The following is a 26,276-nucleotide window of genomic DNA, read 5'->3' as shown; positions in this document are numbered from 1 at the left end:
GTCACTCACGTTCGCCCCCTTCATTTTTGGGGTCATCGCTGTGACTGGCTGTCGAGGATTCAGTATCACGTCGAAACTCTGTCGCCTCAACGCAAAGGCGGTAAAGCTTGCGAAGTAAGGACCGTTCTCGGCGGGCGCGATCAATTTGGTTCGCCACCAACTCCGGCGTTGGAAGTGTCTCGAAACTTTTCATGGCATTTGCTCCGTGGAATGCAGGTTCCAACAGATTGCCAACGTCACCGAATTAGCGATACCGACAGATGACGGAATACTATTCCGCTATTTCGCTATTTGATTTGCGTTTCCGACCTCGCCCTCGATTGTCTTTGTCGTACCTGCGTCCGTGGATTCGCTTGTAAGCTCGTTTGTAAGCATCCGCGACACCATTGCCGGTTCCTGAGTCATACGGCGTCAGTCCACGTTTGACAGCTTCCTTGTTAACGACCTCTTGCAAGTCCTTAGCATTGCCAGTTTCACCCAACGTGAATTCGCGAACCGACCATTCAAAAAGTTCGTTCTTACGTTCCTGGACAGATTTTGGATGATCACTTTTCGCTGCTGCGTTTTGCACCTCGTCGGAACGTTCCTCGATCAGTACCGATCGCTGGATGTCCCAGAAAAAATCTTCCCAGTCGGCCAACCGTTTGCTGCTCATCTCCCGAAGCCGATCAACAATCTCCGTTTCATTGAGAGACTGAGCGTCGTGTACGAGATCAGCATGCTCAAATCGCCGTCGCGCCTCCCTTTGCATAGCTTGTTTGAGCTCAGCGCCTTCCTCACGAGTTCTTGTCAGAAATTCGTCGTGATTAAGCGTTTGAACGTTGTCAATCACTTCGGATTGGAGTCGTAAGTAGTTGGTCAAGAACCGATCGCCGATCGGTGAACTCATTGCTTTGGCTAGCTGGACAACGCTTCCAACCATCTCTTCCGGTTCGTCAGGATAATACGGAAGGGAGTCGATCGCCTCGTTCATCTCTCCAATCCACGCACGCAGAATTGTCAGTTCCGCGTCCTTTTGTTCCGCCTTCGCAACACGTTCCCTGAAGGAATCAATCGACTCTTCGCAACTCATTCTTGCTCTCCCACGCGCGCAGGCCGATCCACCTCCCGTACAAAAAGGAAGAGCCGTTCGTTCAGTGGATCGCAAGGCATCCCGTCGGATGCTTACCTTTGAAAGCCATCACGGGTCAGGCGATGACGAAAAACGCGGGCGACCAAACCCGCTGAAACCGCAATGTAGCAGATCGCGTTTTCTGTTTGGAGAACGTTAAATCGCGGAAGTAGTGATGCTTTACCGCTCACTGTAAAGGCTTGGTTTTGCCGGAAAACGGGTGGGGGGAGTGTTCAAGTTCTGGGGGCAATAGTTCGGGCGTCACCCTCCACTTTCTGTTGGTGCTCTAACCATGCAAAACGCGGGGATTTCGAGCTGATTTGGCGGGCGCTAACCTCGACATGCATGTTTGTCCAATCTGCCGTGTCTTTGACGACGAACGTTTATGCGATGAGTACTCGAAAGTAGATCGTCTTCGTACACGAGCGAACGCCTCCAACTAGATCTCAGCCGGTGATCCGCCAGATGTATGCTATGGAACGCCAATCCAGCGTGGCTTGTCCTTAGTGGTTCTGATTTGCCGGTGAACCGAGCCTTTTCTTCATTCTCAATGGAGAAGAAATCGTAGGGGCATACGGCCCGAATCGATCTCGAGAACTACCTGAGTCGACTTTTGAGCAAATCGGTATCGCTCGAGAGCGGCGACCGGCCAAAAATGAATGAAAACAACCAATTCTCCACCCTGCTGCTTGCGTCGCTGGTTTCCCCTAAACTTGGTCCCTTCGGGAGGACAGGCGGCGGCCACTGCTTGTCCAGCAAATGAGGCAGATGTGTGATGCCATGCCTACCAAGGCGTCACGCGTCTGACTCAGCCCGATTGGTAGGCAGTCTTGCGGGCACTGGGGGCGAAGTTTTCGTTCCGGCGTTAAATCAAGCTGCTGCGGCATCCTTGAATTGACACCTTTGGAACAAGACGTTTCATGACGACTAACTTCTCTCAAACCGCAGCCTATATCTGGTCGCTTGCCGACCTGCTGCGTGGTGACTTCAAACAGTCCCAGTACGGCCGTGTCATCCTGCCGTTCACGATTCTCAGACGACTGGAATGCGTGCTGGAGGCAACCAAGCCAAAGGTTTTGGCGCAGGCCGAAAAGCTGTTGGACAACAAGAACCTCGAGCCCGAGGCACGTGAGAAGTTCCTGCTCAAGGCCGCCAAGCAATCGTTCTTCAACACGTCGCCGATGGACCTGTCCAAGCTCGGTAGCGCTGACATCAAATCCAACTTGCTCACCTACGTCGAAAGCTTTTCCCGCGACGCGCGGGAGATCTTCGAACACTTCAAATTCGCTGAGTTCATCGCCCAGTTGCAGGACGCCAACCTACTCTACAAAGTCGTCCAGAAGGTCGCACTGACCGACCTCAGCCCGGGCGCCATCAGCAACCACGACATGGGCCTCGTCTTCGAGGAACTCATTCGGCGGTTTGCGGAATCGAGCAACGAGACCGCTGGAGAGCACTTCACACCGCGAGACATCGTGCGACTCACCACGTCGTTGGTCTTCATGGAAGACGACGACGCGCTGACCGAACCGGGCATCATCCGCACCATCTACGATCCCACGGCGGGGACCGGCGGGTTTCTTTCCAGCGGCATGGAATACGTCCACGAGCTGAACCCCGAAGCCGTCATGCGAGCCTTTGGCCAGGAACTGAACCCCGAGAGCTATGCGATTTGCAAAGGCGACATGCTGATCAAAGGCCAGGACGTCAGCCGCATCAAACTGGGCAACACGCTCAGCGACGACCAACTGTACTCCGACCGATTCGACTACATGCTCTCCAATCCGCCCTTCGGCGTCGACTGGAAGAAAGTCGAAGGCCCCATCCAGGACGAGCACAAGCTGAAAGGCTTTGACGGACGCTTTGGACCGGGGCTGCCGCGAGTCAGCGACGGATCGCTGCTGTTCCTGATGCACCTGATCAGCAAGATGCGAGACTACGATCCCAACGACCCGGACAAAAACGGCGGACGCATCGGCATCATCCTCAACGGATCGCCGCTGTTCACCGGCGGAGCGGGCAGCGGTGAAAGCGAAATCCGGCGACACATCCTGGAAAGCGATCTGTTGGAAGCCATCGTCGCGCTGCCGACCGACATGTTCTACAACACCGGCATCGCGACCTACGTGTGGATTCTGTCCAACAAGAAAGACGCCCAGCGACGCGGCAAAGTCCAACTGATCAACGGCGTGCACCTGTATCAAAAGATGCGTAAGAGCCTGGGCAGCAAGCGGCAGGAGATTGGCGAAGACGACGTCAAACTAATCACGCAAACCTTCGGCAACTTTGAAGCCGTCGAAAGTTACCGGTTGGACAAAGAGCCGGACGAGAAATCCAATCGCGGTCGTCAGTCTTCATCTAAAAAGAAAGCCGACAAGAAGACGTTCGGCAGCAAGATCTTTGCCAGCCACGAATTCGGCTATCGGCGCATCACGATCGAGCGACCGCTGCGTCTATCGGTCCAGTTCTCAGGCGGCCGACTCGAGACGCTGCGTTTTGCACCCGGCAAGCTAAACGCGGCGATGCAAAAGGTCTACGAACAATTCCCTGAATCCTTCCCTGGCTCTAACTCCCCTCGCCCAGCTTCGGTGAAAGAGGCGACGGCGTCGTACAAGTCTGGCTCCCCTCGCCCCGCTTCGGGGAAAGGGGCTGGGGGTGAGGGGCTTACCGTTAAATCCTACGGCAACCTAAAAGAAGTCGAAGCCGAAGTCCGCGCCATGCTCAAAGCCGACTTCCCCGCCCTAAAAGAAAAGGACATCAAAGACCTGCTTGCCTCTAAAACATGGACGGACGCAAAAGAACTGCTCGACAAAGCCATCAAGCTGCAAGCCGCGATCGGCACCGACCAGCACGATGACTTCAACCAATTCGAGAAGACGCTCAATCAAGCAATCAAGGACTCGGGCGTCGAGTTAGATGCGAAGCAGAAAAAGCAAATCATCGCCGCCGTCAGTTGGACCAACCCCGACGCCGAGCCAGTGATCAAGAAGGCGCTCAAGAAAGGCGAAGCCGATCCAACCTACGGAGCGTTCGAGTACCGCAAACAGGTCGTGCAGTTCCAGCCCGACAGCGACTTGCGTGACAACGAAGACGTGCCGTTAACCGCCGAGACCGCTCGCGGCGCAAACGTCGACGCGGTCAACCAAGCGTACTTCATGAAGGAAGTCGCACCGCACGTCCCCGACGCATGGATCGACCGAGGGAAATGCGATGCGCGAGACGGCGAGGTCGGCATCGTCGGCTACGAGATCCCGTTCAACCGACATTTCTACGAGTACGAACCCCCGCGACCGCTGCAGGAGATTGACGCCGAATTGGATGAACTGAGTGGTGAGATCATGCAGATGTTGCAGGAGGTTCACTCGTGAAGTCGCATTACGCTCCATATCCACAATACTTGGCATCAGGAGTTGAGTGGTGCGATGTTCTTCCTGCCTCATGGAGAAGAGTTCGCCTTCGATGGGCGGCACATATCTATGCAGGTGGAACACCGTCGAAGAAAGTTACTGAATTCTGGGAGAATGGGACTATTCCTTGGATCAATTCGGGTGCCGTAAACCAAGGAATAGTTCGCGAACACTCTGCCTTGATTTCAAAAGCCGCTTTCGCAAACAGTAGCGCAAAGTGGATTCCGAATGGCGGATTAGTGCTTGCGTTGGCCGGTCAAGGCAAAACCAAGGGCATGGTAGCGCAACTCGGAATCTCAACTACCTGCAACCAGTCGATGGCCGCCATCGTTCCGACCATTTTGTTGAAGCCGCGATACTTGTTCTGGTGGCTAACAACGAACTACCAGAACATCCGCAACATGGCAGGCGGCGATTTGCGTGACGGACTAAATCTTGAATTGCTTGGAAACATCGAGTGCCCGATTCCAACGCCTGACGAACAAAAGCAAATCGCGCGGTTCCTGGACTACGAGACGGCGAAGATTGATGCGTTGATTGAGAAGCAGCAGCAGCTGATCGCCTTGCTCGGGGAGAAACGTCAGGCCTTCATCAGTCATGCGGTCACCAAAGGCTTGAACCCCGACGCCCCCATGCGAGATTCCGGCGTCGAGTGGTTGGGCGAAGTGCCCGAGCATTGGAAGATCTGGAAGTTCGGTCACTTCGCGCCCATCATTACCTGCGGCGTAGCTTCAACGCCAACATACGTTGATGAAGATGAAGGAATGCCGTTTTTGTCTGCGCAGAACATCCGTCAAAATCGGCTCTCGCTTCACAAGTACAACTATATCCCGCACGAATTACATGAGCAGCTCACACGGCACAGAAGACCTTTAGCTGGCGACATCTTGGTAACACGAGTCGGTGCCGGAATTGGAGACGCATGCGTCGTTGATATTGATATGGAGTTCTCAATCTATGTTAGTCTGACGCACATCAGAGTTGATCCCTCCATTGCCGTGAACAGGTTCATCAAATACTTCTTCAGCTCGGACTACTGCAAGTTCCTCAATTTCCAAGGAACTGTAACTGGTGGTGGTGTCGGCAACCTGAATGTTCAAAACGTCAAGAAGTATAACATTCCACTTCCTAGGCCAGAAGAACAATCTCATATAGCAGACTACTTGGATCACCAACGCGAAAAGTTCAACGGACTCATTCTAAGGTCCGAAGACGCAATTGAACTTCTCCAAGAACGCCGCACCGCACTCATCTCCGCCGCCGTCACCGGCAAGATCGACGTGCGTGGCTGGAAGCGTTCTTCCGCCGATCGCCCACTCGAAGCGGAAATGGAGCTCGCATGAACGTTGACTTCCTTGACCCGCGCTTTCGCGAACATCAACAACAGATCGTCGGGCGCATCGCCGCGCGCGATGGAAATCAAGCGGCTGCCGATTACATTGTCGATCTTCTGCGAAGCAGCGGCGAACGATCAAACGTCGAGTCTGTTCTCAATGCTTGCCGGGAACTCGGGTTGACCCTGTCGCTTGAAGAGTTGTCGAACATCATTAACAAGTTTGATCGTGGCTTCGACAACACTTGCCCGCTGAAAGTCGCCGAGTTCATCGCTGAGCTCCTAAGGCCGTTTTCTCCGTCATCGATTCTCGATCCGTCTGCTGGAGTTGGCTTCCTCGCCATACCAATCCACCAAGCCTTGCAACCCGCCGTCTACGAGTTGTATTCGCGGAACCGATCACACCTCGAAATCTTTGAGCAATTGTCAGGTACGGAAGGAATGGTCTTCTACCCAGAAGGTCCCATCGACGGCTTGACAAGAGCCAAGGGGCGGCGGGTCGATGCCGTAGTGAGTTGTCCGCCGTGGAACCAGAGTTTGCCAAGGGAACGGTTCGACAGGCTAGATGTCGAAGGCATTAAGTACTTCGAACACTTGGTGATACTCGAATCATGTCGCCATTTATCTGAAGACGGAGTCGGGATATTTGTCGTCCCCAGCAGTTTTTTTGATACTTTCGTTTGCTCAGAACGAGTGCAGTACGAACTTGATCAAATGGGAATTCGGATAACGTCTGCAATCGAGTTACCCGCTGGTACGTTTGCCCCTCACACGTCCATCACGACACATATCGTTGTGATGCAAAAAACGGATGACGAAACGCTTTTCACAGGCCGCTTTTCGGACGACCTAAGTCATCGCACGGCCTTACTTCGCAATATCGCGCATCGCGCCGAGGGCTCGATCCCGGAGTTAGGCAGGTTTGTGGATCTTGAGAGTTTCAACGGGTTTCTTGCCCTTGAGACAAACTTGAATATTGTCGAGTTGGCAGCAAGAAGTGGCCTTGTTGAAATCCCGCTCAAGGACGCAGTGTCTGACATCTTCAGTACAAACAAGGCTGATTTCAAGAGATTAACCGAGCACCCGAACGCTGTCTATTTGCCGAAGATGGCAGCTACTGTTGCAACTACCAATCAAAACCATCTTCCACCAAAACTGAAGAGCTATTTTCAACTGATTGTGAATCCAGATATTGTCGATCCGAAATTTCTTGCTGGCCTTCTGAATACTCCATTTGGTCAGCTTTGGCGAGACTCTCTTAGAACTGGTTCGCAGATCCCAACCATCGGCAAGCAGACTTTGCAATCATCAAAACTCTACTTGCCGCCCAGCGATAAACGCGAAGATCAAACCAAGGTTGTTGGGTGCCAAAATGAGCTGAATAGACTCAAGAATGAGCTTCAGGAGATTGAGTTGCGACTCTGGGATCGGATACTGGAAGTTGACCAAACACAAAAGACGATCCAAAACGTAAATCGGAGCAACTCGTTTGAGGATTGGCTAGATACGCTTCCCTTTCCGTTAGCGTCGATACTTTGGTCGATCCACACAAAAAAAGACCAGGTGAAAGAACAGAACGAGCAGCTGCTTCACTTTTTCGAGGCTCTAGGAGAATTCATTGCTGTCATTCTGTTAAGTGGATTTTCAAGTTCGGAACAACTCTATCCCCAACTTCAGCCTGCATTGGGGTCAGCATTTAAGAACGGAAACCTCTCGATACGGAGAGCGACATTTGGGACGTGGGCAGCTGTTGTCGGGTCGCTTGCGAAGGAACTTCGCAGGCAAAGGAACGACAACGAGGAAGTTGTGTTTGCGGCCTTTCGGACTCGGAATCGAGACTTACTTGACGTGATTTCGTCCAGGAAGCTTGTTACGTTGCTCCAGGAAACAAACAAGATACGCAACGACGCACGCGGTCATAGTGGCGCTGTTTCAAAGCAAAGTGCGCAGGAAGTTAACGACCGACTGAATCGTCAACTCCAGGTAGTGCGTGACATTTTCGGACAGTCCTGGGAAGGCGTCGACTTGCTACTTCCGGGCGACTGCAGAATGAAACAAGAAGTTTTTGAATATAGGGCACAAAGAATAATGGGCACACGAACGCCGTTTTCAACACGTACTGTTCCAGTAGTTGAAGCGATGGAAGACGAAAGGCTTTACCTAAAGACACCGAACGAGCGACGAGGTTTGAAGCTGCTTCCGTTCATCAAAGTAATCCCATCGCCAAAGACAGGCGACCTAGCCTGTTATTTCTTCAATCGATTTGTGAATTCAAAGGTCCGATTCCTGTCGTATTACTTCGAGCCAGACTCGGAAGTTGTAGGAAACTTTGGCGATGTGCAAATAGCGATCGACCTTCTGGAACCGTTGAACGCGGATTCGCATGAACGCTGACTTGAAAATAGCCGCTTTTTAGCAGGACCTCATCGACCAAACGATCGCGGGAGGTTTCCTGCGGAACATCAAAACGACTCACCCTGTAACTGGAAAACCCTGATGCGCCATATATCTGTTCGCCTTGCATGGCACGACAACAAATGGAACGGATGCGTTTGCAAGAAACCAAGTGCAAACAGCTACTGTACCGGCAGCCGCTCTTTGCTTTCTGAGCGTATTGCACGCGACAAACAAACTGCCCTGGAAGTTTCGATGGCGGGTCAGCCTATTGACTCCAATTTGCCTCAATACATGCCACCTTGCTATTGGTCATCGTCGGCCTTTGCGGAGAACGAAACCAACGTCATTCACGCACACCCATTTCAAAACTACCGTGACGACAAGCAGATAGCAGAGACGCTTCCGGCGAACTCAGTTTTTTCATGGCCGTTCAGATTATCCTTGACTCATAGTGACAACGCGAAAAAGAAGCATGGCCAATACCCCGCCGACTTGGATGAAAGAGTTGACAGATATGTTGATCGCGTCACACCGGGCAATTCGTTGGTTTTTTTCTATCTGAATTATGACAACCCTGTGTCGGCAGATGAAGTCAGATATGCCGTTGTTGGGTGCGCGTTGTTGAAAGACGTTGAGAGATCAGGGGAATATGAGTTCACTGACGAGGAACTGAAGAACCTCAAGAAAAAGAAGAGTATGCGAAATTTTCCGACTCGCAACTGGTCGATGAGATTGTCTTATTCCATTAAAGACACCGGCGTCATTCTTCCATACCATGAGTACCTGGATCACGTCGAAGATAATCCGAGCGATGAAAAGAAATTTGACGAAATCAAAGTGCTTGTCGAAGAACCGGCGATTCAAAGCGGCTTCAAATACGTTTGTGAGCAATTTGGCGACGATGAATGTCTTTATCTTCTCTACAAGATGCGGCGTTCCTTCGAAGCGATTTCAGATCATGGTATTGTGGAGGTAACAAATGAAATCGAAAGGATCGACGGTTTCATTGAGCAGTGCTGGAAGCACCGTGGGCTATATCCGGGGCTTCCCTCAATCGCAGGCCTTTTGGCAGAATTACGCGACGGGGACCCAAATTGGGAGGAAGCGAATGACCATGGGTTGATCGAAGCAATTCGAGAGAACATTGATGAGGATGAAGAGACGCTCGAGACGTTCTTTGAGCTTCTTGCCAGCACGTATATCCCGACGTATCTCTCCCGACGGCAAACCAAGGTATTGAGACGCGGCAGAAAAGCGTTCGGACAGTACGGGAATTTGGAGAAGGTTTTGAAAAGACTTTCCCTTTTTGATCTAACTCCACGACAGCTTTCACGGATTTTGTTTCCAAAATTGGCGGTCGGAAGGAAGGAGAATCATCCATTTGGTGATCGCGAAGTAACGCACGAACAATTGACGGCGAATCCGTACATCCTGTGCGAGGACTATGTCGCAGCAACAGATAACGATGCTGAGCGAGAAATAGACAAGGATCGAGAACTGCCGTCTGACGCAAAAATTGACTATTTCCAAATTGATATTGGAATGTTTCCCGACGATGATCGATACGATTGCTGGAATGACGCGCTTCTCGACTTAAACGCAGTCGGCCCAGAACGGTTGCGCGCCTTTACCGTGATGTTTCTTAGAAGGCAGCAGGATAACGGCCACACCTATTCTGCGCTCGACGAGATTGTTGACGAGACGACTAGGCATCCACTTTTTTATCGTAATCAATTTGCAGTCAGCAAAGAGCAGTTTGGAATGGAAAAGTGCGTTCAACATTTTTCCGAGCGTTTGCACCTCGCCGACTTTGAAGGTAACAGCTTTTACTATCTCAAGGAAACTAAGCAAGCTGAGGAACACGTAGAACGAGCTGTTCAGCATCTGATGAACCTTCCTGCCCTGAAGTTTGATGACGCTTGGATTAAGCCGCATCTTGAAGCTGAGTCAGATGCGTTGTGCAAATTGCCCAGTTTCGATAGGGAACGGTTTATCGAAGAGCGGACAAGACTAATATCCGGGGTGCTTTCTCAGCGTTTCTTTCTTGTCACAGGTCGCCCAGGTTCAGGCAAGACTCGAGCGCTGCGAGAGATCATTGGTAAGCTGACCGAGGCTGGAGAGGCGGTTACGGTACTTGCACCGACTGGGAAAGCAGCGTTGCGAGTTCGCAGCGAAGACACCGGAGCGATCGTTGAGACAATCGACCGTTGGGTCAATCGGTCGTCCCTTCGATTCTATTTGAACGACATCTCCAAGCTCTCATCAATGCAGTCGTCAGGTTATTACGAGACGATTGAGAATCTGATCATTGACGAGACTTCGATGGTTGATCTACCCAAGTTTGCGGTTTTGCTTCGCGCTATCGAGGTACACGAACCGAACATCAAGCGAGTGATTCTGGTTGGCGATGAGAACCAGCTTCCGCCGATTGGAATGGGTCGTGTGCTGTTTGATCTCCTCGAGCACATGAACCGAGATGCTAGACGAGCCGAGAAACATGTCGTTCGATTGAGCTCGAACTGCCGACAAAAACAGGACAGCACTGTTGTCGATGCAGCTTTCTTGTTTGCAGGGAAGAACCGTTATCACACAGAGCTCTACAAAAAGTTGTTGAACGCTGATTCAAAAGAACCAATCAGCGAGCACTTGAACGTTGAGTATTGGACTACCCATGAAGAACTAGCTGCGATTTTGAAGCGTCGAGTCAATGACAGACTCGGCATAGACCAAGAAGCGGATGCAGAAACCCGTGAAAAGGCGTTCAACGAACTCTTCAATCAGTACGAAACTGGTTTTGTTAAAGATCAACGTGACCCAGACAACAAACTGAACGTTGAGGCGCTACAATTGCTTACGCCGTACCGAGGCGGTGTTGGCGGAACAATCATGTCGAACCAACTTGTTCGCGAACTTTACAAAGCAAATAGTTATCCCAAGTCGCGTTACGATCCTGAGTACATGGTCGGTTCGGCATTCGGGCATTCTGAGAAAATTATTCGCAATCGCAACCACTATGTTTGGAGTAAGGAGGAGAAAAAGCGAGTGCTTGTATTATCGAACGGCTCAATAGGCGTCCTCTGCAGCAACAAAACGGGACGAAATGGGTGGTTCAGCGAATCCGACTTCCCTTTGAAATGGAGCAATTTCGATGAAGAAGATTTCGAGCCAGGTTACTCAATCAGTGTGCACAAGTCGCAGGGAAGCGAGTTCGACGAAGTTTTCGTAATCATCCCGGAACGAAGGGCGCTCCTTTGCCGGGAATTGGTTTACACGGCGATGACAAGATCGACAGGCGCTTTGACCTTGCTCGTGCAAAAAACAGCGCGTGAAAATCCTCTGACAATTGCAAGACAAAGATCCAATCTGCTCCGTCGCAACAGTTCGCTGTTTTCTAATCCGCGAGATGCTCGCAAGATCTATGAACCAGAAAAGGGTATCCATGTTAAGTCGAAGATTGAATACATGATTTACGACGCTCTTCGTGCTGAACGAGAAGCAAGCAGGTTGACTTTCATGTATGAAGAGAAAATGGAACTTACCTTTGACGGCAAACGGGTAGAAGTGAAGCCTGACTTCACCATTAGAGTGGATGGTCGAACCTATCGTTGGGAACATCTTGGGATGCTCGATCGGCAGGACTATTCCGCAAACTGGCGAGATCGTCTAGCGGCCTACAAGAACGAAGGATTATTGGATTGCCTTGTTACTTCTGACGATCTATTTGGAGCAAGCAAACAAAAGATTCAAAGTGTTATCAACGATATGATCAGCGGTGAATTGAAGGGTAATTCGACAACCGAGTTTTCCAGTTGCCACTACGACTTGAGTAGTCAATCGGAGAATGCATGACCGCTGACTCCAAAGAAGCCGGCTTCCAGGCTGACATCATCAACCAGATGGTCGCTGGCGGCTGGAAACTCGGCGATCCGGCCGAGTACGATCGAAAGCTGGCTCTCTACACCGAAGACTGCTTGGCCTACGTCAAAACGACTCAGCCGAAGACGTGGGAGAAGTACGAGAAACTTTACCCGGCGAACCCAGAGCAAGCGTTCATCGACAAGCTTGCATCGCAGCTATCCAAAGCCGATCCACAGGCAAGCGACAAATCACTTCGCACGTTCGGTACGCTCGGCGTGTTACGACACGAACTGCGGGACAAGTCGGTGTCGTTCAAAATGTGCCAGTTCAAACCTGAGCACGGGTTAAATCCCGATACGCTGGCGATGTACGAGGGTAACATCCTGCGAGTGGTGCCCGAGCTGGTCTACAGTCCCTATGCCACCGCCGCTCAACTGACGGAAACCGGTAAGCAGGCTAAGAGGTGGCGGATCGACTTGGTGTTGTTCGTCAACGGCATCCCCATCGTAACGATGGAACTGAAAAGCGAGTTCAAACAGGCGGTCGAGAATGCGATTCGCCAGTACCAGAAAACTCGGCTGCCCAAAGACCCTGAAACGAACAAGCCCGAACCGCTGCTGACCTTCAAACGCGGTGCCCTGGTTCACTTTGCCGTCAGCCAGTATCGCGCCGCAATGGCAACGCGACTGGTTGGCGCCGAGACAAAGTTCCTGCCATTCAACAAAGGGACCAAGGAAGGCGGTGCAGGCAATGACACGCCTGACGACGTTCACGAATACGCGACAAGCTATCTATGGAACGAAGTGCTGGCGCCAGCGAATTTGCTGCAGATCATCGGCCGCTATATCCACTTAGAAATCAAAACCGAAGAGGATTGGGACGGACGTAAGACAAAGAAAGAAGCACTGATCTTTCCCCGCTATCACCAATGGGACTTGGTCCGCAGCCTCGTTCAATCCAGTCGCGAAGTAGGCCCCGGCCACAAGTATCTGGCTCAACACAGCGCCGGTAGCGGCAAGTCGAACAGTATCGCTTGGACAGCTCACCAACTTTCGTCGCTCTATAACGCCGCTGGCGAGAAGGTTTTTCACAGTGTGATCGTTGTCACCGACCGCACGGTGTTGGACGACCAACTGCAGGACACGATTTACCAATTCGAACATGCCGACGGTGTCGTGGGACGTATCAACCGCGACGAAGGCCAGGGATCGAAGTCGGAAAAACTAGCAGCGGCATTGGAGAGCAGTCAGCCCATTGTGATCGTGACAATCCAAACGTTCCCACACGTACTGAAAGCGATCGAGAATAGCGTCAGCCTGAAAGAACGCTGCTACGCGATCATTGCCGACGAAGCCCATTCGTCACAATCGGGACGCACCGCTGGGCAGCTAAAAGAAGTGTTGTCCAGTGAAGCGACGGATGACGACGTTGAATTGACTGCCGAAGATGCTCTCACCGCCAGCGTCGAAGCTCGTAAGTCATCAGCGAACCTGAGCTACTACGCATTCACGGCGACGCCGAAAAGCAAAACGCTCGAACTGTTTGGGCGTCGTCCGAAGCCGGATGAACCGGTGTCGAAGCAGAACAAGCCGGAAGCCTTCCACGTTTACAGCATGCGGCAGGCGATCGAGGAAGGCTACATCCTGGATGTGCTTCAAAATTACACCAGTTACAAGGTCGCTTACAACTTGGCACAACAAGTCGCCAAGCCCGATTGTGAAGTCGACGCCAAGAAAGCCAAAGTACGACTGAGCCAATGGGTTCGGCTGCACGACTACAACATCTCGCAAAAAGTGATGGTGATCGTCGAGCACTATCGCACGACGGTAATGGGGCTGCTGGGCGGTCACGCCAAGGCGATGGTCGTCACTGGCTCGCGGAAGGAAGCGGTGCGATACAAGTTGGAGTTCGACAAGTACATTGCAAAAAAGAAGTACAGCCAACTGGCGGCCATGGTCGCATTCTCTGGGGAAGTCGCGTTCGGAAGCGATGATCCTAACGCCGAAGCCTTAATCGGTGACAAGTTCACTGAATTGGGAATGAATCCTGGCCTCAAAGGTCGAGACATGCGAAAGGCGTTTGACACAGGCGAATTCAACGTGATGATCGTCGCCAAGAAGTTTCAAACAGGGTTCGATCAACCCAAGCTGTGTGCGATGTACGTTGACAAAAAGCTTGGCGGGTTGGAGTGCGTTCAAACTCTGTCGCGGTTGAACCGGACGTTTCCGGCTAAGACGGACACGTACGTGCTGGACTTCGTCAATGAACCTGCCGAGATTCTGGAGGCGTTCCAAGAGTACTACGAAACCGCCAAGCTGCTGGACGTGTCGGACCCGAACCTGATTTGGGACCTGTATGAAAAGTTACGCTCAGCGGGCATTTTCTTATGGTCCGAAGTGACTCAGTTCAGTGAAGTGTTCTTTCTAAAAAGCAAGAGCAACGCCGTGATCAGCAACGTTTGTCGCCCGGCCGTGGATCGCTGGCAACACCGTTACCAAGTTGCCCGAGGCGAATACGAGAAACACAAGAAGCTATACAATCACGCCAAGAAACTGGGCGACCCCACCTTCATCGCCAACGCGGAAGGCGAGATGAACGAGGCAAAGAAGGAACTCGACGCACTCGGCATGTTCAAAGCCGACCTCGTCTCATTCACGCGTTACTATGAATTCATGTCCCAGATCGTTGACTACGACAGCACCGATCTGGAAAAGCTGAGCCTCTTCGCTCGGCACTTGGCACCGCTCCTACGTGAGGAAGCACCGCAAGACGATCCCATCGATCTTTCGTCCGTCGGCCTCAGTCATTACCGCTTGTCCAAGATCAAGCAACAAGATTTGATCTTGGTCAAAGAAGGCGGTGAGGGGCTTCGAGTTTCATCGGACCTGGGAACTGGCAAAGCGAAATCGAAGCAGGAAGAATGGCTCTCGCAAATCATCGCGCGCCTGAACGAACTTTTCATCACCGACGGACTTACCGATCAGGACTTGATCAACTATGCGTACACGATCCGCGACAAGGTCCGCGAGAACGAACGTGTGATGCACCAGATCGAAAACAACTCGCCCGAACAAGCCATGTTGGGAGACTTCGCCGAAGCCCTCGATAACGCAGTCATGGACAGCAGCGAAGTCCATCAAAACCAGATGACCCAGTACCTCAACAACCCTGAACTTCAAGCCAAGTTCCAACGCATCATCTTCGATTTGCTACTCGCCAAGGGTGCCTAATCTAGGTCTGACATTATTCGGTTTTATTGGAAATATGGCAATGGTAAGAAGACAACTTGACTACGTGGCAAGCCTGTTTGGGAATCACATGGTTCTGCTTTGCGTGGAGTACAGCAAGGCTAATGGAGGTGCCGACTACACACTGATAACAGGTTTTGTCATTGAGAGCGGAAACGATTGGGTGATCGCAACCTCAGGACACAAACTTGCGGACACCGAGCGTCACTTAAAGAACAACAAAATTGAAATCATCGGTGGGCGGCTGGTCGACTGCCTCGGTTCCGACGCAATTTTTCTTGATGATGCATCGGCCTCGATTCCGATGAGCTATACCGACTTTGAATTCCGGCATCACGTCTACTTTAAAGAGGAAGGCTTGGACTACGGATATCTCGTGATCCCCGAACTTGTAAGGAACAATCTGGAGGCCAATCGAATCACGCCGCTAATGGAAACACAGTGCGCAAGCTTGGATCAGGAATTCGATACATATTTTGTCGTTGGTGTTCCTTCTGAGAAAGCTCAGCCGACACCGGAAAACAATGGCCTGTCTTTCCGTCATGGCGTGCTTGCCTTAGAACGAACCTTTGATCCGCCAGCGACGCTAATCAAACAGGTTGATCGGTTCTATGGTCGCATCGTCGACCTGGGTGATCTGACAGACATTGATGGCTTTAGCGGGGGTCCGGTATTCGGTATGACTGACGATCCAAGCGGTTTGCCGAGTCTGGCTCTGGTCGGACTTCAGAGTGGATGGGACAAGGACAAGCAGGTGCTAGCCGCTGGCTCCGCAAGCAACATCCTTCCGTTCTTCCGAATCCTGGACTTGGTAAAAACGTGCCAAGGTAGCCGTCAGATACCTGGACAGCCCGATCTTGGTATCAGAGGAACATAGTTCGACGAGTTTATTTTGACGTTTCGATTGCTCGCACCTCCACTCGGAATGTACTAGCCAACCTTGCCCAAATTAACGGTGTTCAAGATCGTAAAAAGTGTTAGGCGGGAACGTTAAGCATTTATGTAGGTTCCGATGGGCCCCACCCCCACCGTCTCGCAACGGTGGTTCTGACCAGATACCTATCTGTCATAGATCCTCACTTTAGATCGGTCGAACAGTCTCGCTTGGTGGCTCTGAGCTCTGAGCTCGGCTGTCACGTTCTTGGTCGCAGATGGAATCGCAGAAGCCCATCAGTTCCAACCTGCCCGCTGGCGACAACTGTTGATAAGCCTCAAACAGTTTGGCGAGATTAGCATCGGTTCTATGCAGCAGTGACACCGCCCGCGACACCGCCAGAGACAGTTGTGTTGTATTTCCCTGGGTTTCCGAACGTTTTGCAAGTCCTAGCGGGGTAGCTAAGTCCAATGACTCGAAAACGCACAAGGCCTCTGGAACTATGGTTTCAGAGGTTTTTTTCGTGTCTTGATCGTTGTTGGTGACTGGCGGTTGCTAGGAATGGTGCATGAACAGGATTAGCACCGCCGATCATGTCAAACGCTCGTTTGGCGATGTCGTCTTGCAAAATGAACGTCCCAGGTCTCTGGTTTAGAACGATGTTCTTTGACGCTTGGTTCTTTGGTGCGAGGTTGTTTGGTGCGAGGTTGTTTGCCCTTGGGACACAACCCTGCAGCTTAGCTAGCCGTCTGCGTTGGTTGCAGAAGAAGAAAGCTTACGTTGCTAATTGCAGCAAAGGCTTCTCGCGGGTTCCCACGGGTTCGAACCACAATCTGATTTGGCTCGTTGAGGCGTCGTGAGGTTTGGAAGGTTAGCCGGGCTGGGTCGATCGCATCCACGTGTCGGTCATTCGTATCGCTGACGCCGAACCGCTTTGCTGCTAACAACTGGTGTCCGCCCAATACTCCCGCGTTTGACGCTGTAACGCAGACGGTGAAGCCACGCCGCGTCGAGTGGTACCTATCGTCCTCACGCGTTTCTGGATGCGAGTTTGTGAGGTGAGGTGAGGTGAGGTGAGGTGAGGTGATCTATATCCACAAAAAAAACGGACCCTGCGATTGCAGGGGCCGTTTTTGAAATTTTCGTGGTTTGGGCGAGCTAGCGTCCTGCAGGCTCTTGGTGCCCTCCGTGCAGCCATTCATTAGTGCAGCAAGGCAATCCTGGTCGTGAGACCAAGGATTAGTTGCAGCAAGGATCTGGGCAGCAATTCTTGGCTGCTTTGCGAGCACGAAGCTTGGCGAAAAGGCCACACTTCTTCTTCGGTGCTGGGCAGCACTGAGGAGCTGGTTCACAGCAAACAGGTGCTGGAGCTGGGCAGCATACAGGTGCTGGTTCAGGAGCTGGGCAACATACTGGCTCTGGTGCAGGTGCACAGCAAGGCTCAGGTGCAGGAGCGCAGCAAGGCTCTGGTGCAGGTGCACAGCAAGGCTCAGGTGCAGGAGCACAGCAAGGCTCTGGTGCACAGCATGCTTTCTTGGACTTGCAGCAACCGAAAAGGCCAGCGTCTGCTTGAGGGGCGAATGCGATGCTAGCCGAAGCCAACAATGTCAAAGCCAGAATCGTTCGAACCATGGATATCTCTCCAATAGGATAGGGAAGTCAACCTGCCCAATGCAGGTAAACCGGGCGGAGTTTAGGGGTCAGGTTGCCTGCGTCAAGCGAGGGCAATCTGTCTTCCCCGCTCTAAACGCACAGGTTATTCACAAATGCAAGGAAAAACCAAGCATTTTGGTTCCAAAATTTTCCTAAAAGAACGCCGCTAAAAACTGTTTTCCGAGGACGTTTTGACCTGTTAACGCAGGTTCTTTTCGCCACTTTGAGCATGCCCCGACCCGTCGCTTCGCAACACTTGGCACATGTCCGGCAAATCCGACTCTATGATCATTTGTGCAGGTCCAGCCAGGCGGCAGCGCATTTACATCACGACCGACATAGCCTGGTAACGCCAAGTTAGCGCGGTCGACGCTTGCGATTCTTTTTTACGGCGCTCCCCCGTGGTTCAAGGATACGTCTATGTCGAGCTTGAACGCACGTAGAGTCGAGATGTGACCAGTCCGTTGTTTCGGTCGATTCGCTCGGTCTGTTGCCATCCCAAAGTCGCCAGCAAGTCGGGAAGGTCAGCAAGCTCTCGATGTTGCAGATCTGTCGCGATTTGAAAGAACGCATGCATGATCCAAAGCAACAGCTTGCCTCGCCAGCGCGCATACCCTGATTCAGGTTGCACGAAGTCGACAAGATAGACGGCCCCATCATCGTTTAGACCGGACAGCCAATTCGGCAAACACGTCGTCAGCGTTGGTGCGTCAAAGCAATCCAAGAAGAATGGCAACACCAACAAGTCGTACTTGCCTCGTTCAGGCTTGAAAGTGGTGGCGTCGACGCAGCAAAACTCAATACGGTCAATTGCTTTGACCAAACTCACGCTGTGATCTTGTCGTTTCAGCATTGCGGACGATTGGTCAACTGAAAGCACCTTCGCGCGGGGAAAGTGGATGAGCAGTTCCGTTAGTAATCGCCCATCACCGTCCCCTAAAATAAGAACTTGATTAGCACTGGGAATCTTGTCCAAGAGCGCGACGCGTGCGCATTGCAGATCACGCCCAAACATCAACCATTCAAGAATCGCATAGACACTAGCGAGTCGGTCGTAGCCAATCAAATTACGCAAGGACCCAGCAACAAAACAGAGGCGGCAGAACCAGTCCAAAGTCGGCTAGAAATCCAGCAGGCCAGTGCGCCGTTGGTATTTGTGGTCGCATTAGTAGTCCTAGCATGACGGCGCTTGTTCCAAGCGTGCTTAAAGCAATCAAGCTGGGTACCAATCCGATCGATAAGACAACGATTGAAACAATGCAAAGCATTGTGGCGAGTCCCTTTGCCCATAGGCCGGCGCTACCGTGTTCAGTGGACCAGGAAGCGAACGATTGAGCTCGATCGGATTCGTATTCATGACAAGCAACCACAAGGCAATTCACCGTGAACAAGGTTGCTGACATGAACACCGATAGCCCAAACGGAAGCCACTTGATGGAATCTCCATCGGGCCACGCCACTAAACTTGTTCCCAACGCGAAGAGCACACCCACCTGGACTTCCTTGGGGAAAAACTTCATGCGAAACCCCGCGATGTGAACGCTGGCTGCATAGGCAAGTACTGCGATGGCCACGAAGAACCCTGGTCGACGCACCGAATCGTCGATCGTCAACGCGATAACCGCAGCATCAGCAAATAACACAGCGATCCAAGCCGCCGTCAGGGGTTTGCGATATCGGTAGTGAAAGCGATGGCGATAGGTTGTGGGGCGTTCCAGGTTCAGCCTGGTTGCATCGAGCAAGCGATCAGCAACGTAAACAAGCCAAACGGTCGCGAAGATGCCGAACAGCAAAGACGGGTCTGGCATCTGATGTTGAAATCCAAGCGAGAACAAAACTTGCCACACGACCCCGACAAGGGCAGCGTCAATCGAAAACGCATTGAGCGAGTTCGCTATTCGTTGGACATAACCAGGGTTCACGCGATGAACTGCCTCAGGAAGGCTGCGCTTTGGCGGAGTGCAGACTTGCGATCGTCTAATGAGCCTTCATAGGCTCGGTCCTCGACCTCGACGCATACGGGCCCGCGGTATCCCGTGTCTGTCAGCGTTGAAAAGAACTTGCCCCAATCGACTTCACCAAGACCGGGAAGCTTTGGACTGTGGTACTCGTTTGGGTGTGCCAAAATACCGACCTCATCAAGTCGATCGCGATCGATGCGAACGTCTTTGGCGTGAATGTGAAAGAGCTTGTCTGAAAAGTCACGCATCGGTTTGAGGTAGTCCATCTGCTGAAACACCAAGTGCGATGGATCGTAATTGAGTCCAAAGTATTCGCTGGGAATGTCGGTAAACATACGTCGCCAGATCGCAGGGCTGCGCGCTAGGTTTTTTCCTCCGGGCCATTCGTCGGCAGTGAAGGACATCGGGCAGTTCTCGATGCCCACACGCACACCTTCGGCTTCGGCGTGCTGGATAATCGGCAACCACGTTTCGATGAATTTCGGCCAATTGTCGTCGACGCTCTTATTCCAATCCCGCCCGATGAAGGTGTTCATTCGATCAAGACCAAGCGCCGCGGTCGCGGAAATGACCTTCTTGATGTGCGCCGCCGCAGCGTCTGCTTCTTCTCGATCCGGTGCAAGTGCGTTGGGGTAATAGCCAAGTCCGCTAATCGTGACGCCGTACTTGTCTTGCAGGCGGTGGATTTCGTCAATTTGCGATTCCCCGAGTTCATCAACATTGATGTGGGTGATGCCGGCATATCGACGGGTGGATTTCCCAAGTGGCCAGCACATCACTTCCACGCAATCATGACCGGTTTCCGATGCGGTGGCGAAGACTTCCTCGAGGGATAGTTCTGGCAAAATGGCGGATACGAAGCCGAGTGTCAGCATGGCAAAATTACAGGTCAAAGGAGGAATGAGTTTCACGGAGGTCTAGCGACCGACAGTTTATCGCGTGAACGGCAGCAGGGAATGAGAGCCAAATGTCATCGCGTTAAAATTGTTGGATTATGAGGGTTATGCAGGTCGATGAAGAAGATGACGCATCTCGGCGTCACGTTTTTCGTTCACCGTGTCATTGAGGCCTTGTTGCACGATGAGTTTGTTCGGCACCATTCAGCAATCCGCTGGCGCTCTTCAGGTAGCGCAGATCGGTTTGCAGGTCGTCGGCAACAACGTTGCCAATGCCAATACCCCGGGATACTTACGGCAGGAGCTCGAGCAAACTTCGGCGGTAGCGGTTCGCGATGGATCGTTGATCAAAGGTCACGGTGTTCGCGCGACCGGCATCGTGCAGGTGGTGGATCAACAGCTCGCCGAACGAATGTTCAACGCTAAAACGGCGTTGGCCGGCGGTGAAGCTTTAGACAAGGCCTACGCGCAACTCGAAGAGCTCACTGGCGACCTGAACAACAACGGCTTGAATCAACAGCTCACCCTGTTCAACAATTCATTGCACGAGTTGTCAACGCAGCCCGGGGATTCATCGCTGCGAGAGTTCGTGATTCTGCAAGCGGAAACGCTGACCAACAATATTCGATCAGCCCGTGAAGACGCAATCGATCGAAGCGACTTGTGGAACAGCGACCTTGATTCAATGTCCGGTGAAATCAATAAGCTGACTCAGCGAATTGCGAAGCTGAACCTTGAAATCGCAACCATCGAAGGAGGCGGTCTCATTCACAGCGATGCGACTGGATTGCGCGATCAACGGTACCGCGATCTTGAAGAACTGTCGGAGTACTTGAATTTGAACATTCAAGAACAAGAAAGCGGAGCCATCGCCGTCTTTGTCGGTGGCGACTACTTGGTCAGCAATGGAATCTATCGCGAAGTCAAAACGGCTTACAACAACAAGTCCGGCGGCAGCGAAATCCGTATTGTTGAAACCGATTCGGCTTTGCAAGCGTCTGGGGGAAAGCTCGCATCGACGTTGGTTGCGCGAGACCAAGTCTTTGGCGATTACATTGAGTCGCTTAACGAGATGGCGTCGGCACTGATTCGAAGTGTCAACGAGGTCCATTCGCAAGGTCAAGGTAAAAGTGGACACTACGAACTGCTGTCCTCGGTGGTGGCCGACACGGGTGTTCCGCTGGCGAACGCGAACCTTGATTTTGAGCCGAAGAACGGATCCTTCGATATTACGGTCCTCGACGAAAGTGGCGCGACGATTAGCAACGAGCGGATCAACGTCAAGAAACTTGGACAGGTCGACGATTCGACCATTCAATCGATTGTGGCCGATATCAATGCCATCGATGGAATCAGCGCCAAGGTGACCAGCGGAGGTCAAATCGAAATCACGTCGCAGTCGGGAACTTCCAGCTTCGTGTTTGGCGAAGACACCAGCGGCTTTCTAGCTGCCGCCGGCATCAACACGTTCTTTACCGGCACCGACGCATTCGACATCGCAGTGAATCCAAAACTGCTCGAAAGTTCTGATTTTCTTTCGATCAGTCGAGGTGGGATTGGTGAGGACACCGATGTGTTGACGGATTTGGTGGACTTAGTCGACGAACCGAATGTCAACTTTGGCGGCGATTCGATTCGAGGAATTTATGAGCACTCGATCGGCACGCTCGGTCAAAAGATCAATCTGCAAAGTAGCTCCACCGATGGCTTGCGTGACTTTTACAACACTCTGCAAAGCCAACACCTTGCCATCACGGGAGTGAACATCGACGAAGAGTCGATCAAGATGATCACGTATCAACGTGCCTTCCAGGCTTCGTCTCGTGTGATCTCGACTGCCAGCGAGATGTTAGACTTGTTGGTGAACCTCTAAGCGTTCGTGTGTTCGATGAGGGAGCATTGATCGAGAATAGCGATTCGAGTTGCCCACAGGTGAACCCATTTTAAGTTTTCGAATCGCTGGCTTTTTGTCGCTCTTGGTTTTGTCGTGGGTGGTGATGTTACTCACTCATGAAATTGGCCATCTTGTTGGCGGATGGTGCGGTGGTGCCACCCTGGTCGACGTCGACCTTGCCCCGTGGCGGATGCCCTATTCAATTCATCATCCTGACCCGCATCCTCGTTTGACGCTGTGGGCCGGACCTTTGCTAGGCGTGATAGTTCCGGTGGGAACCGCGATCCTGGTTCAGGGGCATAAGACGCGACGACAAACAAAGCAGCAAACACAACAACCAACGCGAAGGCAAGCATGGCGAAAATGGGCTTGGCTAGTTGCAGACTTTTGCTTGCTTGCCAACGGAACTTACCTGGCGATCGCATGGGTTGCCTGTGACCGTTTTCTCGACACACCGCGTATGTTAGCTGCGGGTGTATCGCCAATTTTTATTGCAGCCTACTGTGTCGTTACCGTCTCAGTTGGATACGTTCGATTTCGCAACGACTGTGTTGTATTTTTTAGTCGTCGTGAATCGTCTAACAGTTCCGAGGGTTCATCAATTTACTGAGCTTCGCGAATTTGCAATTCCAGCCGCGGTCCTTGATTACCCTGCGACTCTTTAGAGAAGAACAGCAACGGATCGTCATCTTGTCGTCCAGCCACGACGAGGCTTACGGTGCCGTCTGACGAACGTAGGAATTCAGCAAGCGCGGGTCCGCCAAGGACGACCTCCTTTGATTCGGGATCAGACGCGTCTTCGCCAAAAAACTCGCCAAGTACCGGCAAGCTTAGGATGGGCCGAGGCGATTCGTTTGCGGAGAATGAATTGTTCCACTGGATGCCATTTTCGGGCCAATCGGGAGCATCCGGAATGCCATGGATTCGCATGCTCACCCCTTCCACGCTTCGGTTTCCCTTAATGATCAGGTGGAGTTTGGCGTCCTGGATGTTCTCGAGGTCTTTCTTGACTGACGACAAATCGAAACGCAAGTAAGAATGCATCACTTCCAAGTCCCCTCGCATTTGAATGCCGAGCGATGGCTTGGTGCCTCGTTTGTCCACGGCTCCTGCTCTGACCAAAGCATCGGCTCCTTCGCCGTCTCTGGTGCTAACGGAAACAGGACGGGTTTTTGCTGGTGCGGGCGGGGGTTGTGATGGCGTTGGATCGGGCTCGATAACCGGTTCCGTTGCTGTGTCGGTTGACGAACCCGTGTCGCCTGTGGCATTCCCGCTGGGTTGAACCATTTGCGATTTCGTCGGACTCGGTGCTGTCGAACTAGTCTGTGCTGTCGAACTAGGTGGTGAGCTGGACGCAGACGAAGAGTTGGGCGGCGAGACTGGGTTCGCGTTTTTCTTTGCGGAGTCGACTTTGAAGTCCGACTCTTTGAGGCCGGACTTCGATGAACCGCTCGCCGCCGATTGAGTGTTGGGTCTCGGTTTCGGTTTTGAATTGGCCTGGGTGTTTGCTTGGGAGTTGGCTTGGGGCTGAGGCTTTGGTTTGGGTTGAGACTTAGACTGAGGTGGTACGGATGTTGGTGAAGAATTGTTGGTCGATTGTTGAGGTCGAATGACGTAGGTGTCCTGTTGGCGACCGAATCCAGTAAACGCGTAAGTTAGGATCGGCAGAGCGATCAGGGCGAACACCACGATGGCGATGATGGGAACATAGTTCTGCTGGGTTGCCGGTTGTTTTGAAGCACTCTTGGTTTGGGACGCGTTTGGTACTGTGGCAACTGGTTTCGCTAACGTTGCGGTCGCTGACGGGATGCTCGCAAACGGATCCACCGTCAATGGATTGTTGATGGGTGCGGGGAGCTCATCGATCCCGGTAAAGCTCGGTTCAGAGTTCGAAGTGGAATTGAGCAGCGAAGCGTCGGGTGTTTTTTGACTGACAACCTGATCGAGGCCTTGCTTGAGACGATTGATGGCCAACGCGACTTCGCTCTTTTGCTCGCACTCAACTTTGACTTCGGCAAGCTTCTTTTCAAGTTCACGAGCCGATTGAAACCGCGCGCGAGGTTCTTTGCGAATCAAGCGATGAACTGTGTCGCAGAGCGGTTGCGGCATCTCGGGGTTGAGTTCCGAAATCGGTTTGGGGCGGTGTGCCAGGATCGAAATCAATTGCTCGTGGATCGACTTCGATTGAATGGGAAGCTGGCCCGTACAGAGTTCGTAAAGAACGACGCCGAAGCTGTATAAATCGCTTCGATCATCTAACGGGTCTGATCGAGCTTGCTCGGGCGATAGGTAACCCGGGGTACCGATGACGGCACCGCGACCTGCGATTTGATCAACAGGCGTGCTTGCCAGAGCTAGCCCAAAATCGAGAATCTTGATGCGATTGGTTTCGGATTCGATCCAAATGTTAGCGGGCTTAATATCCCGGTGAACGATCCCGCGGGCATGCGCGGCGCCGAGTCCCCTGGCGATCTCGGTCGCAAACTGAATGATCTCTTCGTAGCTAAGTCGCTGCTCTCGCTTATTGAAGGATTCCATGGTTTCGCCCTTAAGCATCTCCATGGCCATGAACGGCGTGCCGTTGCTTTCCCCCACTTCAAAGATGGTGGCGACGTTGTCGTGGTGGACGGCTGCCATCGCCCGAGCTTCGCTGATGAATCGTTTGCGAGATCCGGGCACTGCCGAGATCTTTTGGTTCATCACTTTCAACGCCACTGGGCGTTTGAGCTTGGTGTCTTCTGCCTCGAAGACGAACCCCATTCCCCCGCGGCCAAGTTCGCGGATGACGCGATAGTGCGCCAGGGTACCCAACTCGCCTTCGCGGTTTGTTGGTTTAAGAAAAGAGTGGCTAGAGGAGGTCTCAGGCATCGCCGCGTATATACGAACAAGAGAGAAGCATGCAGGCCATTAATTAACAGCTCTCTCTAAGAGTAGCAAAACGTCCGATTCCGAGTGAACTTGAAATGCTATGAATTGCCAGTCGGTTCGTCGTGAGGCCGTATGTTCCGACTCTAGTAACCGTGTTCGGAAGACCAGTGGTTGTGGGGTGGAGACCAGTAAACGGGCGTCGCGACCGAGATCAGACCGGCGAAACCGGTTACCGTTGGTTGTCGCCACCATGTCTTCGGGTGTTGCCACCAATGACGTGGGTGATGCCGAGCTGAACGAGCCCAAATCAATCGTTGTTCAATCGTTGTATTGAATAACGATGCAAATCAGGTCGGAATCTCGTAGATCGGGCCTGTTTTCGGCGATTGGGGGAAGCCCCGTGATACCGTTTGGCACCTATCGCAAGGGTGTGTTCGTGCGTATACTGGCCTCGGTGCGGTGAATTGTGTTCCCGTAAGCCAGGATTTGATTGACGAGTCTGGCCAAGGCCGTTACCGTGGAAATCGTGACGCAGGTCGTTCCGTTCGATTTTGACGTCATTCCCACCCCTCAACACTCGTTACATTTGCCTTAACCGTCAAAGTTCCGAGTCCCACCTTCAGATCAACTCTGCTTTGGACCCCAATGTTCCAACCGTCACGTTGATATCGCTACTGGTAACTAAGCTCGACCTTTCGTCGGGCAAAAAATTCAAACTGATTCATTCGTTTCGCTTTGTTGCTGAACGAATTTTTGATTTTCCAGACTTCTTTCAC

At 52.2% G+C, this 26,276-nt stretch carries 15 protein-coding genes; 9 read left to right on the top strand and 6 right to left on the bottom strand.

The window, feature by feature from the left end:
• Position 1 precedes the first annotated feature (1 nt).
• Together Pla22_RS21060 and Pla22_RS21055 are read right to left on the bottom strand one after the other, a co-directional pair.
• Positions 2-193 (bottom strand): hypothetical protein, encoded by a 192-nt coding sequence (locus Pla22_RS21060; RefSeq protein WP_146516787.1) that lies wholly within the window; start codon positions 191-193, stop codon positions 2-4.
• A 78-nt stretch (positions 194-271) separates the two neighbouring features.
• Positions 272-1,072 (bottom strand): hypothetical protein, encoded by an 801-nt coding sequence (locus tag Pla22_RS21055; RefSeq protein WP_146516786.1) that lies wholly within the window; start codon positions 1,070-1,072, stop codon positions 272-274.
• 959 nt (positions 1,073-2,031) lie between these two features.
• Here Pla22_RS21055 and Pla22_RS21050 point away from each other — a divergent pair.
• The 7 genes from Pla22_RS21050 to Pla22_RS21020 all read left to right on the top strand — a co-directional run bounded on the left by Pla22_RS21050 (position 2,032) and on the right by Pla22_RS21020 (position 17,820).
• Positions 2,032-4,479 carry a type I restriction-modification system subunit M gene (locus Pla22_RS21050; protein ID WP_146516785.1) on the top strand — a complete coding sequence of 816 codons (2,448 nt, stop codon included), beginning with the start codon at positions 2,032-2,034 and terminating at the stop codon, positions 4,477-4,479.
• Positions 4,476-5,861, top strand: coding sequence for a restriction endonuclease subunit S (locus Pla22_RS21045; RefSeq protein WP_146516784.1), 1,386 nt, complete (start codon positions 4,476-4,478; stop codon positions 5,859-5,861). The genes Pla22_RS21050 and Pla22_RS21045 overlap by 4 nt, the downstream gene beginning before the upstream one ends.
• A 413-nt stretch (positions 5,862-6,274) precedes the next feature.
• Positions 6,275-8,245: a restriction endonuclease subunit S domain-containing protein gene (locus tag Pla22_RS21040; protein WP_146516783.1), complete on the top strand. Its 1,971-nt coding sequence runs from the start codon at positions 6,275-6,277 to the stop codon at positions 8,243-8,245.
• A 699-nt stretch (positions 8,246-8,944) separates the two neighbouring features.
• Positions 8,945-12,097 (top strand): ATP-dependent DNA helicase, encoded by a 3,153-nt coding sequence (locus Pla22_RS21035; protein ID WP_165440778.1) that lies wholly within the window; start codon positions 8,945-8,947, stop codon positions 12,095-12,097.
• Positions 12,094-15,336 carry a type I restriction endonuclease subunit R gene (locus tag Pla22_RS21030; protein WP_146516781.1) on the top strand — a complete coding sequence of 1,081 codons (3,243 nt, stop codon included), beginning with the start codon at positions 12,094-12,096 and terminating at the stop codon, positions 15,334-15,336. Before Pla22_RS21035 ends, Pla22_RS21030 begins: the two co-directional genes overlap by 4 nt.
• A gap of 40 nt (positions 15,337-15,376) precedes the next feature.
• The gene (locus Pla22_RS21025; protein WP_146516780.1) at positions 15,377-16,231 is read left to right on the top strand and encodes a hypothetical protein; all 855 of its coding nucleotides are present in this window, start codon (positions 15,377-15,379) and stop codon (positions 16,229-16,231) included.
• Between the two features lie 1,223 nt (positions 16,232-17,454).
• Positions 17,455-17,820 (top strand): hypothetical protein, encoded by a 366-nt coding sequence (locus Pla22_RS21020; RefSeq protein ID WP_146516779.1) that lies wholly within the window; start codon positions 17,455-17,457, stop codon positions 17,818-17,820.
• A gap of 479 nt (positions 17,821-18,299) precedes the next feature.
• On the opposite strand, the gene Pla22_RS21015 is transcribed toward Pla22_RS21020, so the two are convergent.
• From Pla22_RS21015 to Pla22_RS21005, 3 genes are all read right to left on the bottom strand, one after another.
• Entirely contained in the window at positions 18,300-18,956 is a 657-nt protein-coding gene (locus tag Pla22_RS21015) for a class I SAM-dependent methyltransferase (protein ID WP_146516778.1), read from the bottom strand.
• Positions 18,949-19,689, bottom strand: coding sequence for a hypothetical protein (locus tag Pla22_RS21010; protein WP_146516777.1), 741 nt, complete (start codon positions 19,687-19,689; stop codon positions 18,949-18,951). The genes Pla22_RS21015 and Pla22_RS21010 overlap by 8 nt, the downstream gene beginning before the upstream one ends.
• A 110-nt stretch (positions 19,690-19,799) precedes the next feature.
• Positions 19,800-20,753, bottom strand: coding sequence for a sugar phosphate isomerase/epimerase family protein (locus Pla22_RS21005; RefSeq protein ID WP_242632228.1), 954 nt, complete (start codon positions 20,751-20,753; stop codon positions 19,800-19,802).
• Between the two features lie 169 nt (positions 20,754-20,922).
• On the opposite strand from Pla22_RS21005, the gene flgK reads away from it, so the two are divergent.
• Together flgK and Pla22_RS20995 are read left to right on the top strand one after the other, a co-directional pair.
• Positions 20,923-22,611, top strand: coding sequence for a flagellar hook-associated protein FlgK (flgK, locus tag Pla22_RS21000; protein WP_146516776.1), 1,689 nt, complete (start codon positions 20,923-20,925; stop codon positions 22,609-22,611).
• Between the two features lie 94 nt (positions 22,612-22,705).
• Positions 22,706-23,242, top strand: coding sequence for a hypothetical protein (locus Pla22_RS20995; protein ID WP_390620296.1), 537 nt, complete (start codon positions 22,706-22,708; stop codon positions 23,240-23,242).
• Here Pla22_RS20995 and Pla22_RS20990 read toward each other — a convergent pair.
• A complete protein-coding gene (locus Pla22_RS20990; protein ID WP_146516775.1) occupies positions 23,236-25,500 on the bottom strand; it encodes a serine/threonine-protein kinase in 2,265 nt (754 codons plus the stop codon). The genes Pla22_RS20995 and Pla22_RS20990 overlap by 7 nt on opposite strands.
• Between the last annotated feature and the right edge of the window lie 776 nt (positions 25,501-26,276).

It is taken from the genome of Rubripirellula amarantea (assembly GCF_007859865.1).
Lineage (GTDB): Bacteria > Planctomycetota > Planctomycetia > Pirellulales > Pirellulaceae > Rubripirellula > Rubripirellula amarantea.
The sequence above is the reverse complement of the archived record's forward strand: the minus strand, read 5'-3'. Positions and strand labels throughout refer to the sequence as shown.